Here is a 16,580-nt window from a genome sequence, read left to right on the forward strand (position 1 = left end):
CCTTGGCCAGGCCGGCACCGATGGATGCGGCGACGTCCCGAACGGATACGGGGGCATTGAACTGACGCTTGGAACCATCCGGCAGGGTTACGACGGGCATAACGAAACCTTCAAAGTGTTCAGTGGTGATCGATACGAGGGATCACATGAAAAAACCGCCAGCCCCAGCGCGGTGCCGCTCGACGGATGTCGAGCAACCAACGGCCGGAGCTGGCGGCTGATGTTTGGTAGGCGCGATTGGACTNNCAACGACCCCCACCATGTCAAGGTGGTGCTCTAACCAACTGAGCTACGCGCCTGTCGTTGCGAGCCCGGAATAATACAGGCCCCTACGATCTTTGCAAAGTCTTTTTTGTGCGTCGTTGGACTGTCAGTATGGAAAATCGGTCGATGCTTCACTCGACCAAACCACAAGGCGATGCCCGAGAGCACACCGACATTCCCCGCCGCCTGCCCCTGGAGGCCCGACGAGATCCTCTCGGAAACCTTCCTGCCGGATCACGGCTGAGGCATCGACCGAGCTCCTTCTCGCACCCAACGGGCTTTGCAGTCTCGTTCGGCAACGCCACGAACCCACCGCGAGTGGCTTGTTATACTGCGCGGATGTCCGGAACGAGGCACCGCAGACCCATGACCATCATCCGCGAGACCGACTTTGTCCAAAGCATCGCAGACGCGCTGCAATTTATCTCCTACTATCACCCGCGCGACTATGTCCAAGCCCTGACAGCGGCTTACGAGATCGAGGAATCGCCTGCCGCGAAGGATGCAATGGCTCAGATCCTGGTCAACTCCCGGATGTGTGCGGAGGGGCACCGGCCGATCTGTCAGGACACCGGCATGGTCGTGGTCTTTCTGAAGATCGGCATGGCGGTGCGCTGGGACGCGACCACGGGGATTCAGGAGATGGTCGACGCGGGCGTGCGCAGGGCTTACGGCCATCCCGACAATGTGCTGCGCGCATCCATGGTCTCGCCCCCTATCGGTGAGCGCAAGAATACCGGGGACAACACGCCGGCCGTCGTGCATGTCGAGCTGGTGCCCGGCGATCACGTCGAGGTGCGTCTGGCGGCGAAGGGCGGCGGCTCCGAGAACAAGGCGAAATTCGCGGTCTTGAACCCGAGCGAAAGCCTGGTCGACTGGGTGCTCAAGACGGTTCCGACCATGGGTGCGGGTTGGTGCCCGCCCGGGATGCTCGGGATCGGGATCGGCGGGTCCGCCGAGAAGGCGATGCTGCTCGCGAAGGAGTCGCTGATGGAGCACATCGACATCCACGAGATCAAGGCGCGCGGTCCGGCGAATCCCGTCGAAGCGCTGCGCCTGGAGCTGCACGAGAAGGTCAACGGGCTCGGCATCGGCGCGCAGGGTCTCGGCGGGCTCACCACGGTGCTGGATGTGAAGATCCTGACCTATCCGACCCATGCCGCCTCGCTCCCGGTCGCCATGATTCCGAACTGCGCGGCGACGCGGCATCTGGAATTCACGCTCGACGGCTCCGGGCCGGTTGCGCTCACCCCGCCGAGCCTGGACGATTGGCCTCCGATCACCTGGGACGCGGCTGCCGGGGCGCGTCGCGTCCATCTCGACGGACTGACCCGCGAGGAGATCGCAACCTGGCAGCCGGGCGAGCGACTCCTGCTCTCGGGCAAGCTGCTGACCGGCCGGGACGCAGCCCACAAGCGCATCGCCGATCTCCTGGATCGGGGCGAGCGCCTGCCGGAAGGTGTGGATCTCACCAATCGGTTCATCTACTACGTCGGCCCCGTCGACCCGGTGCGCGACGAGGTCGTGGGTCCGGCCGGACCGACCACGGCCACACGGATGGACAAATTCACCGACCGGCTGCTCGAGCGTACCGGCCTGATCGGGATGATCGGCAAGGCCGAGCGCGGTCCCGCGGCGATCGATGCCATCAAAAAACATGGAGCGGTCTACTTGATGGCCGTCGGCGGCGCGGCCTTCTTGGTCGCCAAGGCGGTCAAATCGTCGCGACTCATCGCCTTCGAGGATCTCGGGATGGAGGCGATTCGCGAATTCGAGGTCGAAGACATGCCGGTGACCGTCGCCGTCGACAGCCGCGGCGAATCCGTGCATCGAACGGGGCCTGCCAAATGGCGCAACAAGATCGGGCTGATCCCGGTGGAAGTCATCTAATGGAAACCTATCGTGCATTTCGGATCCATCAAGACGCCCGGGGTCACCGCGCCGGTCTCGAGGCGCTTCCGAAGCAGGCTCCCGAGACGGGCGAGGTCCTGGTGCGGGTCACCTATTCGAGCGTCAATTACAAGGATGCACTGGCCGGCACGGGACGCGGCAAGATCCTGCGGACCTTCCCGCTGGTCGGCGGTGTCGATGCAGCCGGTATCGTGGAGCAGTCCAACGATCCCGCCTACCGAACCGGCGATGCGGTCGTTGCGACGGGCTGGGGCCTGAGCTTCGACCACGACGGCGGCTATGCCGAGTATCTGCGCGTGCCTGCGACCTGGTTGGCGCCGATTCCGGTCGGGTTGGATCCACGCTCGTCCATGATCCTCGGCACCGCCGGATTCACCGCGGCACTGGCGGTGCACCGGATGCAGGTCAACGGCCAGCGACCCGAGATGGGTCCGATCCTGGTGACGGGCGCAAGCGGCGGGGTCGGCTCCATGGCCATCGCAATCCTCGCCCGGCTCGGCTACGAGGCGGTCGCGCTTTCGGGCAAACCGGAGCTCGCGGACTGGCTGAAGGCGATCGGTGCGGCTCGCATCATCGGGCGCGATGCACTGGCCGAGGCAAAACGGCCATTGGAGAAGGCCCTCTGGGGCGGTGCCATCGACAATGTCGGCGGCGAGATCCTCGCGCAGATCACGCGCACCACGTTCCCGAACGGGAACATCGCGAGCATCGGGCTCGCCGGCGGCCACCCGCTCGAGACCACCGTCATGCCCTTTATCCTGCGCGGGGTGAGTCTGCTCGGCTGCAACTCGGTGGATGTCCAGCAGACGCTGCGCACCGAGCTGTGGGGGCATCTGGCGAGCGACTGGCACCCGGCCGACTTGGACCTGCTTCTCGGAGAGACCGTCGATCTGGATGGCCTGCCCCGGGTCTTCGAGGAGATGCTGGCGGGGAAGACGCACGGGCGGATATTGGTGGAGATCGCGCCTGCATCCGACAAGAACGGCGGCTAAGGGCCGGATGGGTAGAGCGCAGCGAGGCCCATCCTCCCCGCGCCAACGCCCGTGCGAGCCACAACCAACCGACGGCGCAAGTAACCGACGGCGCAAGTCGTGCGTCCTATCCTCAGCACAACCTACGGGCCGAATTCGGGAACCGGCGGCGCGAAGGGCGCAAAGAAAACGGCCCGAGCATGCAACTCGGGCCGGCCTACGCCCGTTCAGGACGCCTGCTTGTAGTAGTGGTGAATCTCGTCGTCGCGATAATGGCTGTCGGTCCAGCAGCGCGGCAGAATCTCGTCCGAGATGAACATCAGCTCGGACTTGTCGAACGTCTCCGGCTCCTGGGCCTCTTCGCCATAGTGATAGCGCCCGACGATCTTCGGGTGCATCGGGTTGAACAGATCCCGCTGACTCAGGACCTCGATCAACTTGCCGGTAGTGCGATGTTTGAGAAACATGGCTTGACCTCCTGCGCAAGGGATTGATCCGTCGTCTTCAAGTATGGCACCGGGTCAGCCCTTGGCAAGGTCCGACCCTGCCGAACCGGCTTGCCTCAGCCGCTTTGCTCGGCCGATTGCGCCGGCGTCAAGGTCTTGATCGACAGGGCGTGCAGCTCTCCGCTTGCGATCTGGGATTTGACGGTATCCATCACCAGACGCTGTTTCTTGATCGGCGTGAGGCCTTCGAATGCCTCGCTGACGACAACGGCGTCGAAATGACTGCCGTCTCCTGAGACCTGGACCTCGGCGCCGGGGATGCCCTGACGGATGAGATGTGCGACTGCTTCGATTTCCAACGGATGCTCCTGAACCGCGCCCGGCGCGGTATGCGATGGTTTTGGATGGGATCGGCCCCGGCAGACTTGACGTTCGCTGGAGGCGGCGCGGTTTAAGGTATTCAAAAAGATCATTGCAAACCGCGTCCCCGCGAAGGTCCGTGGATACACCAAAGGTCGGAGTCACTCGAAAGTGAGCATCTCGCTTTGGACGCGGTTTAATTGCCTCGATTCCGCCCCCTCGGCGAGCGGGAACTGCGGCGCCCGCTCGCCGCCGACTTCAGTAAGATAAGGCTTTGTACTCGCGGAGCAAGCACGGGGAGCCGGCGGCACCGCACGGGCGACGCCCTGTTCGGCCCGCCGTCGGGCGCGCACTCACGACCCCAAACGGTGGACCCAAACCCGTTCTTGGCTCGGATCGAGCTGCCGCGCCTGCTCGATGTCGCGGCCGTGGTGCGTGAAGAGGATCACCTGGGTCTTAGCCGAGAAGTCGGCCAGGGTCGCGAGTGTGGCGAGCGCGCGCTCGTCGTCGAACTGGACGAGGATGTCGTCGACAACGAACGGCATCGGCTCGGCGGCTTGGAGAGACTGTTCCAGGTTGGCGAGACGCAGCGCCAGATAGAGCTGATCGCGGGTACCCGTGCTCATCGCCTCCACGCGCAGTCGCTCGCCGCTGTTGCGCAGACCGACCAAGACGGGCTGGTCGGCCTCGTCGAAATCGGTCTCGACCGCACTGAAGGCGCCGCACGTCAGGCGCGCGAAATAGCTGCTGGTTCGCCCGAGGATCGGGTCGCTGTTTTGGCGGCGGAAGCGCTCGATCTCGTCGCGCAGGATGCGTGCCGCGAGCTTGAGGCGAACATACTGCTCGGCCTGGGTGCGGATGCCGGCGAGGATCTGTTGGGACTCTTCGGCGAGTGCGGCGGCGGAGCCCTCCCCGCCCATCGCCTTGAGGGCGCGATCCGCGTCGGCCTTCTCCTCGATCAGCGCGCGGTGCGCAGGACGCAGTTCCTGCTCGAGGCGCGCCTCGATCTCTGCCAGCCGCACGACCAACCGATCCTGGTCGACGGCGGCCGCCTCTTGTGCGAGCGCCGCGATCCCCAGGCCGTCACCGGCACGCATGAGTGCGCGCTCGACATCCTCCAACTCTGCGGCGAGTCGCCGCCGGTCGCGGACGCGCTCCTCGATCAACGGCAATTCTTCCGGCGCTTGACACGCGGCCTGACGACAGAGTTCGATGAAGACGCGATCGGCCGCCGCGACCGCCGTCTCCGACTCGCGAATCTCCTCCTCGGTGCGAATCGCCTGGGCGCTCAGCCCCTCGAGTCGCGTCCTGATGGCGCGTTGCTCGTCGAGCCGCGCATGCAGCGTCAAGATCGCCTCCTCTACCGGACGCTCCAGCAGATCGACGGCGAGTCGACCGAGACAGTCGCGGGTCTGCGCGACGAAGGCGGCAGCATCCCGATCGATGCCTGCAATGCGCGTCCTCAAGAGTGCCGCGGCCTCGATCTTCGCCACCGCATCCGCGATCATCTGAAGATCGTCCGAGACCTCGCCCGGGCCGGCATCCGGCGCGAGTCCGAGCTCGGCCATGAGGGCGGTCCAGTCCGTCCGCCATGCGGCGTGCGCGGCCTGTGCGTCGGTCAGCTCGCGGCTCAGGTGTGAAGCCCGCTCCCGGAGTTCCGCGATCTCGCGCTCCAGCGCAAGACGCGTGCGCACGCCCTCCTCGGCGGCACGCTGCCGCGCCTCCGCCGACCCGATGAGACCGCCGAGCTCGGGTGTGGCGAGTGCAGTGGATCCAGGGTCAAGGGTTGCGCCCGGGGTGCCGAGTGCACTCAAGAGCGCAGCGCGGTGCGATGCCCGCACCGCCTCGCGGGTCTCGATGCGTTCGCGCAGCTCCTCGGCTTGGCGGATCCGCTCCCGAAGCCGCGCGGCGCGCGCGCGCCAGGGCAGCATCTCGGACGGCTGCAGCGGAGCCATGGCGCAAGGCGACCAGAGCCTATGCCATGCCCCCTCGGAACGGGTGATGCAAGACGCCAGCTCGGCCAATGCGCGCTCGACCTCGTCCAGCTCATGCTGCGCGACCTCCAGCCGCGCCCGGGTCGTCGCCCGGTCATGGACACGCCCTGCCTCGCGGCGCAGCCGATCGGCAACCTCGTCGGCCCCGGTCAGCGCGCCCTCGAAGGCATCCGCAAGGGGAGTCTCGGTGTCGTACAGCCGCGCCTCGGCGCCGACATCCTCGCCCGCGATCCATGCCCGCTTCACGAGCAGCCAGCCTCGATCGCGATGCGCGCGGGACTGCGTCAGATCATCCTCGGAGGGCACGGAGCCGCTCAGCTCCAACACCCGCAGGGCCTCTTCGCACCGCAGACGCTCGGCGCTCAGCTCCGAGCGCTTCGACTCCAATGCCTGCCGCTGCTCGTTCAGCGCGCGGGTGTCGTCCGCGAAGCGTCGCACACTCTCCTCGTCCGGCAAGGGTGCGGCGATTAGATCGACCAGCCCGCCCGACCAAAGACCGAGTGCGGATAGCCCCTGCTCGCACGCCCTGCGTTGCGCCGTCAGCGCCATCCGTTCCTCGAGAATCGCTTGATCCAGGTCTCCGGCACGGCGCGCGGCATCGAGCGCGTTTCGCAGATCGGTCGAAACGACCGCTGCGGGCAGCTCGGCAAGCGCCGCCGTGCGCCGTTCGAGGCGCTCTTGGGTCTCGGCGAGATCGGCGCGGGCCTTCGCGACCGCGTCGATCACGGCGGCCTTGCGGGCGCCGAGCTCGGTCGCGCGTCGTCTGCGCGAGAGCAGCGGCGTCAGTCGGGCGACATCGACAGGCGCTGAATCGCCCGCGAGATCCGGCCGCACCTGCTGCAACAGCGCGCCGGCCTCGGATTCTCGGCGCGCCAGCTCGGCGACCAGCTCGGTGCGATCCTGCGCGGCCTTGCGATGGCTGCCGAGCCGCTCGCGCAGGTCATCGATCGACTCCGACCCCCGGAGCAGGTCCTCCGATACGGCATCGCCCTGCTCGCAAACGAGCGCGCGCAACCCATCAAGCCGGTGCTGCGCATTGGCGCGGGCCTCGGATGCTCGGGCCAGTTTGGCGAGCGCCTCCTCGCGACGCGTCGCAAAATCATCCGCGAGTACGGGCACGGCACCGATCCCGTCCAACTGCTCCCGCAGCCGGGTCATGCGCACTAGATCAGGAAGGGTGCGCCGAATGCGTTCGAGCCGGCTGCGCTCGAGCGTCATCTGCGCGATCTCCGCGTCCATCGCCGCCAGCTCGCGAATCGTCCGATCGAGCGACGCCTTGGCCTGCTCCCATTCACGGACCGACAGGCTCGCATCGCGGACGCGACGCTCGGTCTCGCCGAGCTCGCCGATCAGCGCGTTGATCCGCGGCTTGGAGGCGCGCGGCAGAAAGAGCCCGTTGGCCTCTTGGTCGAGTCGATCCAGAACCCGGTGGATTGCGGTGGCGCCGAGCGCGGTGCCGAACAGCGCCTCGGCCTCCCTGCCCCGCTCTTCGAGCAGGGTTTGACCGCCGCCGACCAGGCTCTCGTAATCGATCCCGAAGAGGCGCTCGAACAGGCCGTCGTCCACCTCGCCCAGGAAGGGCAACAGCGCATCCTCGCCGATCGCCTTTCCGTGCGGATCGAGCAGGGTGCTCTTGCGGCCCTTGCGTCGGACGAATTCAAGCTCATCGCCATTGCGGTTGCGCAGTCGCCCGCCGAGACGCAGCTCCTGCTTGCCGTGTCGGAAAGCATCGCGGGTGCGCTCGTGGATCCCGAAGAGCAAGCCGCGCAGTGCACGCAGTGCCGAGCTTTTCCCGGCCTCGTTGGGGCCGAAGACCAGGTGCAGTCCCTCGCAGCCGCCGCTCAGATCGAGGCGGCGGTCGGTGAAAGGACCGAATGCGCGCAGATCCAGCTGCAGGATCTTCATCCTGTCACCTCCTGCGGATCACCCTGCCCGCGCAGCCGCTCCACCAAGAGTGCCTTCACGTCCTCCAGGCAGCCGGACAGATACTCGGGGTCGGATGGATCGAACGGATCATCGCCGCCGCGCAAGGCAGGCGGCAGCTTGAGGGCCAGCGCCTGGACCTCCTCGCACAGGGCTGAGAGACGCTCGCCGTCGAGCTCCAAGGCGTGAATAGTGCGCAACAGACCGCCGAAGGCATCTTCGCGCGACAGCTCCGAGACCGGCGCGGACGGATGCGTCTCAACGACCAGCTTCTCGATCCAGACATCGGCCAGGCCGGTGGATGAGACCAGGGCGCGACACTCGTTGAGCAAGCGATCGTGCTCGGCGTGCAGGCGCGAATGGATCGGACTGCGTCCGGTTAAACGCAGGCGCGTGGCGAGGAGACGGCCCTCGGCCGCGTCCGACGCCCCGGCGAGCGACTGCTCGACCAGCGGAAGGATCGGGTCCAGGCTGCGCACGTCGGTCACGTCCACCGGACAGATGGCCCAACGCACGACATCGAGCGCCCGCGCCTCGATCTCAACGACCTCGCCCTCTTCGACCCGCACCAGGGTGCAACCTTTCGGGCCGGTCTCGCGGATATGGCGACCCTGGATGTTGCCCGGGTAAAGGATATAGGGATCCTCCGCGATCAACTCGCGCTGGTGGACATGCCCGAGGGCCCAATACTGGTACCCTTTTGCTTTCAGACCGTCCAAGGTGCAGGGCGCGTAGGGCTCATGGCCGGGCCGCCCGTCGAGCGAGGTGTGGAGCAACCCGATGTTGAAGAGTGCGGGATCGCCTTGCGGATAGGCCCGGCTCAGGTCGTCCGTCACCGCGCGGCTCGGAAACCCTTGACCGTGAATGGCCACGCCGAGGTGCTCGAGGACCCAGGTCTCGGGCGCGCGCGTGGCGAAGACCGAGAGATTCGGCGGCGGGCGAAGCGCCTTGGTGATCTGGCTCGCGGCATCGTGGTTGCCGGCGATCAGGAAAACCGGGATCCCGTGATCGTTGAGACGACCCATCTGGCCGGTCAAGAAGAGTCCGGTGTTGTAGTCGCGCCAGTCCCCGTCGTAGATGTCGCCGGCCAGCAGGACGAAGTCGACCGACTCCTCGATCGCGAGTGCGACCAGATTCTCGAAGGCCCGACGGGTTGCCCCGCGGATCTCCTCGACCGGTGCGCCCTCGTAGCGTTCCAGTCCGCGCAGCGGACTGTCGAGATGCACATCGGCGGCATGCAGGAATCTCAAGGCGATCTCCTCGTTCCGTGGTTTTTGGCCGCTTCACCCTCAAAAGAGCAATTGAACGGTGGCGAAGACCGATTCGATCGGCTCGATTTCCCGGCGCGCAGCGCCATATCGGCATTGTGCGGAGATCAAGTCAACCAGGAGAAGCCGCCGATGATCCGATCCAAGATCACACAGCGCGAGCGATCCGACCCGCCGCCGCGTCGGCATGACACCGACGCCTCTTGCGCCTGGTCGCTGATTCTGAGTGCCGCGCGACTCGCGCGCAACGCGGCCTGGTTGCTCGACCATCCGCTGGCCCTGCGTGCCGACCCCGACGGACGGGTTTCGCCGGTTGATCCGGCGCATCGCTCGCAGGCGGATCTGATCTGGCTCCCTCGGGTGGGCTGGCGCGCGGGAGACCGGGCTGCGGATCGCGCCGAGGATTGCCGTGACGAGGATCAGGCGCGCGCACTCTTTGATCTTTACCTGCCCTTGTGCCGCCCGCATCCGGGTCCGGTGGAGGTCATCGCCCATCTCGGTCAGAGCATCGACGGCTACATCGCCACCGCCGACGGGGATGCCCGCTTCGTGACCGGCGAGGCCAACATCCGCCACCTGCACCGCATGCGTGCGCTCAGCGATGCCGTGCTGGTCGGGGCCGAGACCGTCGCCGCGGATGATCCACGCCTGACCACGCGGCTGGTCCCCGGGCCGAATGCAGTGAGGGTGGTCTTAGACCCGCGTCGACGTCTCTCCACCGAGCGTCACCTGTTCAACGACGGCGAGTCCGCGACACTGCTCTGTTGCGATCGCGCCCGTATCCGGCCCGGCGAGCAGCATCACGGTCAGGCCGAGCTGATCGGGGTACCGGTCGTGTCCGAACGGCTCGATCTGGCTGCGCTCTTGAGCGCCCTCGCCGAGCGGGGTTTGCGCAGGATCTTCATCGAAGGCGGCGGGACCACGGTCTCGCGGTTCCTTCAGGCCGGACGACTGTCGAGCCTGCAGATCGCGGTCGCCCCGCTCGTGATCGGCAGCGGTCGTCTGGGTGTGCGACTGCCGCCGACCGCTCGTTTGGCGGATGCCTTGCGCCCGACGACGCGCATCTTCCGTATGGGCGAGGATGTGCTTTATGACTTCGAGCTGAACGCGGGAGCGCCCGAGCCTTCCGCCGATGCGATCCCCCAAAATACGATCAACGAAGACACCATCGCCCAAGATGTGCTCAGCCGAGCGGAACTCTCCCGCATCCGCTAAACCGCGTTCGGAGCGACATGCTCATTTTCAAGTGAACTCGACGTTTGGCACGGCTGGGCGCGGTCTAAGCCCGCCGCGGGATGGCGAGAAGATCGCGATGACCGACGATGATTCGGGAGCAACCCCGCTCCACGGCAGCAAGCCGAACCGCCTCCCAATGCGCGATCCCCGCCTGATCCGATGCGGATGCCTCTTCGCAGGCTGCCCGGGACCAGCCGCGGATCAGGGCCGCCTGCAGCTCCCGTTCCGAGCGTCGAATTCGCCAGTCGCTCATGCGCACCTCGACCCAGTAACCCTGTGCGGCCGCCAGGATCGCCAAGCGGCCGTTCGCGCCGGGGCCAAGCGCAGGGCCGAATCCCTTGTCGCGCCCTTGGTGGCGATTCACCGCGTCGATCACCTCGCGATCGAGGCTCGAGGCGGGCTCGAAGGCGACACGCCCGTCGTAGGTCAAGGCGATCAGGATCGGCACGCGGACCTTCGCGCACTGCGAGACCAACCCGGCGAGCCAGGTCTCCGACACCAGGTCGAGCAGCGCCGAGGCCGTCACCAACCCGATGCCTTCGATCGGAAGCTCGGCCAGGTCGCACGCGAGGTCGAAACGACGGGGCGCCAGCGTGCAGGTCAGATGAGGCCTACAAGTCGGATGAGGCTGGGCTCCCGTGACCCGTTGATCCGACGCGTCCCAATCAAAACCCGATTCCTGCGCCCAGGCTTGGGTCTCGTCCGCCAAGCGATCCAAGAGCTCGACGTCGGCATCCAGACAGAGCCATGCCTGCTCGCCGCCCAGGACCGGGGCCAGCGCACGCAGGTTGGAGCCGGTCCCGCACCCCAGGTCCAGGACACGAAGCATCTGCCCTTTCGGAAGGTATGGACACAACAAGAGCGGCAGATCGGCGGCTCGTGCACGGATGTCCGCCGGCGCGCGAAGTCGCAACCAGTCGGCGTGGAAATCACCCATCGTGCACCCCTTCCAAGACGCGGCCGAACTCGGCGCTTGCAGCATCCCAACCGCGCAGGCGAGTGCGCGCAGACCGTGCGCCCGCAGCCAGATCGCGGCGCAGCCCCGGGTCGTCAAGCACCCGAGCCAAGGCGGTCTCAAGCGCTGCCGGGTCGCCGGGCTCCACCAGGAGCCCCGCATCCGCAGACACCAGGTTCGGGATTGGCCCGGTTCGGGTGCTGACGATCGGAAGACCGCGGGCCAATGCCTCCGCCAGGACCATGCCGTAGCCCTCGAAGCGGGTCGACAGGACAAACAGGTCCGCCCGATGGTAAAACGCCTCGAGCGCGCGCTCGTCGACCGTACCCGTAAAATTCACGCGCTCGGACAGTTCCAGGCGTTCCGAGAGACGCCGCAAGGCGATGCTCGTGCGCGTGCAACGCGTCAGGCTGCCGACACAGTCCAGCCGCCAGGGCCGGCCAACCAGCGGTGCCAGTGCCCGCAAGAGGATGTCGTGACCCTTGCGCGGTGTCGGGGCGGCCACACAGAGGAGGTTCAGGACGGATTCCTTCGAACCTGCCGCAATCGGTGCCGAATCGGTGCCGGGCTCGACGACGCGAATCCGCTCATTCGGCACCCCGTAGTCACGGCTCAGGACATCCCCGGTGGCGGCGCTGGTCACCACCACGCGACGGGCGGCCACCAGGGCCCGTGATTCGCTCATGCGCAGTGCTTCGGCCCGCGCGGCAGACAGACCCGTCTCCAAGGCGAGGGGGTGATGGACGAGCGCAATCAAGCACAAGCGGTGCTGGTGGAGTGCGGCAACATCCCCGAGCAGCCCGAAGGCCAGTCCGTCGATGACCACCGTGTCGCCGTCCGGAATCGTTGCGAGACGGCGGTCGGCATCCGCCAGGGCATCCGCTGTCGGCTCGGGAAAGCTGTCGCCCAGACGCTCGGTCTGTACTCGCCAACCCGAGCGGAACAAGCCGTCGATGATCCGCCGATCGTAGCGATAACCACCGGTCGGCGTGCTCGGATCACCCGGGATCAGAAACCAAATCGGGCCTCCTTGTTTCATGCGTGCTAGCGCTGCGGCAGATCCGCCGCGTAGGCCGCCCAGGCGACGTGTGACTCGCTCAACTGCACGCGCAGGGCCGTGATTGCACGCGCACCCTCGCCGAGCGCGCCTGCGCTCAACTGCGCGGCCACGCGATCGAAGACGACACGCGCGAGAAATTCGGTCGAGGTGTTGCAGCCCTGAAAGGCGGGCTCCTCGTCCAGATTCCGATAATCCAGATCGGCCAAAAGCGCGCGCAGTGTCTGGCTGGCAAGTCCGATGTCCACCACCAGCCCGTCCGCGTCAAGTTCCGGACGGCGGAACTCCACATCCACCACATAGGTGGCCCCGTGCAACCGCTGTGCCGGTCCGAAGACCTCCCCTCGAAAGCTATGCGCGATCATGATGTGGTCGCGAACACAGACGCTATACATGGTGTCTCCTATCCCGGTTTTTGTACACGCCGCAAGAATAAGCGAAACGCCGGCCCTCGGCGCAGTGAACCGCAGGCGGGACAGCCGCGAGAGCCGCACCCTGCTCGGATTCGAGGTCGAAACCCCGAGCGCTTGATCATGGATAGCGGATGCGATGCATCAGGGCATCGCCCGGGTTCTCGGCCAGATGCGCCTGTGCGGCGTGCAGATCATCGAAGTCGTCCTCGCCGCTGATCAAGACATCCAGCGTCGGATCGGCGAGCAGTGCCAACGCAAGACCGAGGCGCCGACGATAGTCCCACCGTGCGCGCTGTGGCGTGGCGACCTGGCCGACTTGGGAGGAGCGCAGGGTCAGGCGACGCCGGTGGAAGGCCGCGCCGAGCGGCAAGGTGACGGGCTTGGTGCCGTACCAGCTCAGCTCCAGGACGATCGCCTCGAAGCCGGCGAGCGCAAGCGCCAGCTCCAAGCCCGCCGAGGAACCGCTGGCATGGATGACGAGGTCGGCATCGCCGCGCGCATTCGCGGGCAAGGCAAAGCCCACCCCGAGCCGCTCGGCAATCTCGGCGCGGCGCGGATTGATGTCGATCAGCTCGACCCGGCAGCCCGGGATACGCGCGGCCAACCATGCGCAGAGCACGCCGACCGAGCCGGCACCGATGACGGCGATGCGATCGCCGATCCGGGGTGTGGCATCCCAGAGACCGTTGACGGCGGTCTCGAGATTCGCCGCCAAGACCGCACGTCCCGGCGGGACAGCGTCGGGAATCCGATGCAATGCCTCGATCGGGACACAATAGGCGCTCTGGTGAGGATAGAGACAAAAGACCGTCCGACCGATCCAATCCGGCGGACCGGCCTCGACGCGGCCGACGTTGCAATAGCCGTATTTGACCGGCCAGGGAAAGTCGCCGACCTGAAAGGGTGCGCGCATCCCGGCGAATTCGCTCGGCGGGACCTCGCCGCGCAACACCAGCGCCTCGGTCCCGCGGCTGATGCCCGTGTAGAGGGTCCGCACCAGTGCTTCACCCGGGCCGGGCGGTGCAAGCGGCTCGTCGCGCAGCTCTCCCTGCAGAGGGCCGGTGACCCAGTAGGCACGGGCGGAGGTCAAATCCTCTCGCTGCGACAGCATCGGGGGCGATCGGCTCGCGGTCCTAATCGACTCGGCGGGCATAGATGTCTCCCGAGTTTGCAGCGTGCTGCAACGCATCGAGCCAGCGGCCGATCGCGGCGGCGTCGACCCAGAGGTCATGGACAAAGACAGAGGACTCGCCCAGAACGGCGTTGAATCGCACATAGCCCAGTCTCGAACACTCGGCCAAGGCGCTGCGTGCGACATCCTTCTGGATCGTCGTGAATTCGAACGACAAGGCATCGACCGGCCGAGTCAAACCGCCGAGGACCTCGGCCTCGTAACCCTCGACATCGATTTTGACGAAGCGCGGCATGCCGTGGCGCTCGATCAGATCGTCCAACCGGGTGCAGGCGACCTCGACCGCGCCGTCCCAATGCTGCCCTTCCCAGCCCGGAGCTGCCCGGGCCGCCGAGATGAACCCGGTCGAGAGCGTGCTCACCGTCGGGTTGGAGCGGTTGAGGCGCAGATCCGCCCGACCCGACGCGCGCCCCACCGCCGTCGCCTCGATCCGCACCGACGGATCTCGCCCGTAGAGCCAGCGCAGTGTGCGCACCAACGCCGGCTGCGGCTCGACCGCCAACACGCGGGCTCCGATCCGCCGAAAGCAGCCGATGCGATCGCCGACATGGCTGCCGATATCGAAGGCCAGATCGCCCGGGGCGAGAAAGGCGCGATAGAGGGCGTCCATACGCCGCCGACGCCGATGCAGATAGTAGATCCTCAAGGATCGCGCCACACCGAGGGCGGCCCGCAGGCCATCTCTGCGAGCGTTGGCGCGATCAGTCGACACCGATCGAATCCGCCGCCACCTGGTCCGAGGCCGAAACAGACGCACGTCTTCGGCCGACCACGGGCAGCCCGAGGAATTGAATCAAGGCCGGCGGATCGACCTCCTCCGGGATCCGCCAGAGACCGATCCGGGCCAGCCAGGCGCCAAGAGCAGGCCAAGCGGTCAACACGGCGATCGGCACGGCAAGCAGGGCGCCGAAGATGAAGGGCGACAGAAAGACCGCTCCGGGGGCGTCGGTCGAGATCAGCCAGAGCAACGCCGCGAGCCCGAAGAGCGTCTGCGGCCAGAGTCGTCGCAGGGCCTGCGTGACTTTCAATCGATGGGTATCGCGACGCTGCGGTGACCAGACGATCGCCTTGCCGAACAGCAGACCACCCATGAAGAGCGAGTGCGCCAGGGCCATAACAGGCGCGAGCAGGGTCGAGAAGAGAATCTCGCCGAAGGCGCCGGCCAGCAGACGCGGTCCACCGCCGAAGGCGGCGCGCCCCTGTCGGGACAGGAGCAGGCTGCCCAGGGTCGCAAGCTTGGGCGCGAAGACCATCGTCATGATCAGCGCGAAGAGTAACCAGCCGAGAACCGGATCGAACATGGGTCCGGACTCGGGCACGCGGCCGATCTGCAAGGCGGCGAGCGTCATGAAGAGGACCCAAGCCGGCGAGCCGATGAACATGAGGATCGCCAAGAATAGTTGAACCCGCCCGATCGGGTGTAGACCCGGCGTTCCGAGAAGGCGCAGATATTGGAGGTTGCCCTGGCACCAGCGTAGGTCGCGTCGGACGAACTCGACCAGTGTCGGCGGGTTCTCCTCCCAGCTTCCATGCTCGAGGGGCAGCACCCGCACCGCATAGCCTGCGCGACGCATCAGCACGGCCTCGACCTGATCGTGGCTTAAGATCCAGCCGCCGAGCGGCGGACGACCCGGCAGAGGGTCGAGTCGACAGTACGCGCGAAAGGGCTCGACACGCAGGAGCGCATTGTGTCCCCAGTAGGGTCCGCTGTCGCCCTGCCACCAAGCACTGCCGAGCGAATACGAACGCATTCCCAGGCGCATTCCGAACTGAAAGATCCGTGCAAATGCGCTCCTCGACGGCAACCCGACAACCAGACTCTGAAGAATACCCAGACGTGGGTTGTGCTGCATGACGCCGACCATGCGCAGAATCGTCTCCGGAGCCATCAGGCTATCGGCATCCAAGACCAGAGCGAAATCGAAGTCGTCACCCCAGCGCGTCATGAAATCCTGGATGTTTCCCGCTTTGAATCCGGGGTTGTCCGGGCGGCGTCGATAGCGGATGTTCATGTGTGGCGACCAGCGCTCGCGCAAGCGCCGAATGCCGGCTTCTTCGGCCTCGATACATTCCGACCAGGTCGAGTCGCTGAGAACGAAGATCTCGAATGCCTGTCCATATCCCGACTGCTGAAGACCCTGGATCATCCGATCGAGATGACGCACGACCCGATCCGCATCCTCGTTGCGGATACAGCTGAGAATGGCGGTCTTGGCGTTGACGGCGTTCGGTGGATCACCTTCGAGCGGACAGACAGCGGCGGCCGGGTCGCGATGGCGACGCATCAGAGCAAAGCCGATGACGGCGTTCCAAAAGCCGATCACGGTCCAGGGCAAGGTCAACGCGAAGCACAGGGTCAGCACCGCGTCGAGAAGGTCGAAGCCACCGCTCGACAGGGTGGCGACCATGAGCGCGATTGCGCATGCAGCCGTGGCGACGACCAAAAGGAAGAACAGGGCGCGGCGACGCGACATCACCGACGCATCGGGTTCAGTGTCGTACGTGGGGTTCGAGGAGCGACCCGTCAGCATCCGATACTCCATAACAAGTGACCGTCGCATCGGCGGGCCAGGGCTTAGAGAAGGCCGGT

At 66.3% G+C, this 16,580-nt stretch carries 13 protein-coding genes and 1 tRNA gene; 3 read left to right on the forward strand and 11 right to left on the reverse strand.

What is annotated here, in order from left to right; all coding sequences use genetic code 11:
* Nucleotides 1-225: 225 nt before the first annotated feature.
* Nucleotides 226-299: transfer RNA gene (locus B4N44_RS05180), tRNA-Val, on the reverse strand.
* 331 nt (nucleotides 300-630) lie between these two features.
* Between B4N44_RS05180 and B4N44_RS05185 the strand changes: the two genes are divergently transcribed.
* Complete coding sequence (locus B4N44_RS05185) at nucleotides 631-2,154, forward strand: fumarate hydratase (RefSeq protein ID WP_296697559.1); 1,524 nt, start codon at nucleotides 631-633, stop codon at nucleotides 2,152-2,154.
* Complete coding sequence (locus tag B4N44_RS05190) at nucleotides 2,154-3,167, forward strand: YhdH/YhfP family quinone oxidoreductase (RefSeq protein WP_296697560.1); 1,014 nt, start codon at nucleotides 2,154-2,156, stop codon at nucleotides 3,165-3,167. The genes B4N44_RS05185 and B4N44_RS05190 overlap by 1 nt, the downstream gene beginning before the upstream one ends.
* Nucleotides 3,168-3,373: 206 nt before the next feature.
* Here the strand turns inward: B4N44_RS05190 and B4N44_RS05195 are convergent, their stop codons facing one another.
* The 4 genes from B4N44_RS05195 to B4N44_RS05210 all read right to left on the reverse strand — a co-directional run bounded on the left by B4N44_RS05195 (nucleotide 3,374) and on the right by B4N44_RS05210 (nucleotide 9,119).
* Nucleotides 3,374-3,613: an acetyltransferase gene (locus B4N44_RS05195; RefSeq protein WP_296697562.1), complete on the reverse strand. Its 240-nt coding sequence runs from the start codon at nucleotides 3,611-3,613 to the stop codon at nucleotides 3,374-3,376.
* A 95-nt stretch (nucleotides 3,614-3,708) separates the two neighbouring features.
* Nucleotides 3,709-3,951, reverse strand: a complete 243-nt coding sequence (locus tag B4N44_RS05200) for a BolA family protein (RefSeq protein WP_296697563.1) — start codon at nucleotides 3,949-3,951, stop codon at nucleotides 3,709-3,711.
* Between the two features lie 354 nt (nucleotides 3,952-4,305).
* A complete protein-coding gene (locus tag B4N44_RS05205) occupies nucleotides 4,306-7,851 on the reverse strand; it encodes an ATP-binding protein (protein ID WP_296697565.1) in 3,546 nt (1,181 codons plus the stop codon).
* Nucleotides 7,848-9,119, reverse strand: a complete 1,272-nt coding sequence (locus B4N44_RS05210; protein WP_296697567.1) for a metallophosphoesterase family protein — start codon at nucleotides 9,117-9,119, stop codon at nucleotides 7,848-7,850. Before B4N44_RS05210 ends, B4N44_RS05205 begins: the two co-directional genes overlap by 4 nt.
* A 150-nt stretch (nucleotides 9,120-9,269) precedes the next feature.
* Between B4N44_RS05210 and B4N44_RS05215 the strand changes: the two genes are divergently transcribed.
* Nucleotides 9,270-10,352 carry a RibD family protein gene (locus B4N44_RS05215; RefSeq protein ID WP_296697569.1) on the forward strand — a complete coding sequence of 361 codons (1,083 nt, stop codon included), beginning with the start codon at nucleotides 9,270-9,272 and terminating at the stop codon, nucleotides 10,350-10,352.
* A gap of 64 nt (nucleotides 10,353-10,416) precedes the next feature.
* Here the strand turns inward: B4N44_RS05215 and B4N44_RS05220 are convergent, their stop codons facing one another.
* The 6 genes from B4N44_RS05220 to mdoH all read right to left on the reverse strand — a co-directional run bounded on the left by B4N44_RS05220 (nucleotide 10,417) and on the right by mdoH (nucleotide 16,551).
* Entirely contained in the window at nucleotides 10,417-11,310 is an 894-nt protein-coding gene (locus tag B4N44_RS05220) for a class I SAM-dependent methyltransferase (protein WP_296697572.1), read from the reverse strand.
* On the reverse strand, nucleotides 11,303-12,367 hold the full coding sequence (locus B4N44_RS05225; RefSeq protein WP_296697574.1) for a glycosyltransferase family 4 protein: 1,065 nt from the start codon (nucleotides 12,365-12,367) through the stop codon (nucleotides 11,303-11,305). Before B4N44_RS05225 ends, B4N44_RS05220 begins: the two co-directional genes overlap by 8 nt.
* Nucleotides 12,368-12,372: 5 nt before the next feature.
* Complete coding sequence (locus B4N44_RS05230) at nucleotides 12,373-12,780, reverse strand: 6-pyruvoyl trahydropterin synthase family protein (protein ID WP_296697575.1); 408 nt, start codon at nucleotides 12,778-12,780, stop codon at nucleotides 12,373-12,375.
* Nucleotides 12,781-12,916: 136 nt separating this feature from the next.
* A complete protein-coding gene (locus tag B4N44_RS05235; protein WP_296697577.1) occupies nucleotides 12,917-13,909 on the reverse strand; it encodes a zinc-dependent alcohol dehydrogenase in 993 nt (330 codons plus the stop codon).
* A gap of 22 nt (nucleotides 13,910-13,931) precedes the next feature.
* Nucleotides 13,932-14,702: an FkbM family methyltransferase gene (locus B4N44_RS05240; RefSeq protein WP_296697578.1), complete on the reverse strand. Its 771-nt coding sequence runs from the start codon at nucleotides 14,700-14,702 to the stop codon at nucleotides 13,932-13,934.
* Nucleotides 14,692-16,551, reverse strand: a complete 1,860-nt coding sequence (gene mdoH / locus B4N44_RS05245; RefSeq protein ID WP_296697581.1) for a glucans biosynthesis glucosyltransferase MdoH — start codon at nucleotides 16,549-16,551, stop codon at nucleotides 14,692-14,694. The genes B4N44_RS05240 and mdoH overlap by 11 nt, the downstream gene beginning before the upstream one ends.
* Nucleotides 16,552-16,580: the final 29 nt, after the last annotated feature.

The sequence above is a fragment of the Thiocapsa sp. UBA6158 genome, from assembly GCF_002423035.1.
Lineage (GTDB): Bacteria > Pseudomonadota > Gammaproteobacteria > Chromatiales > Chromatiaceae > Thiocapsa.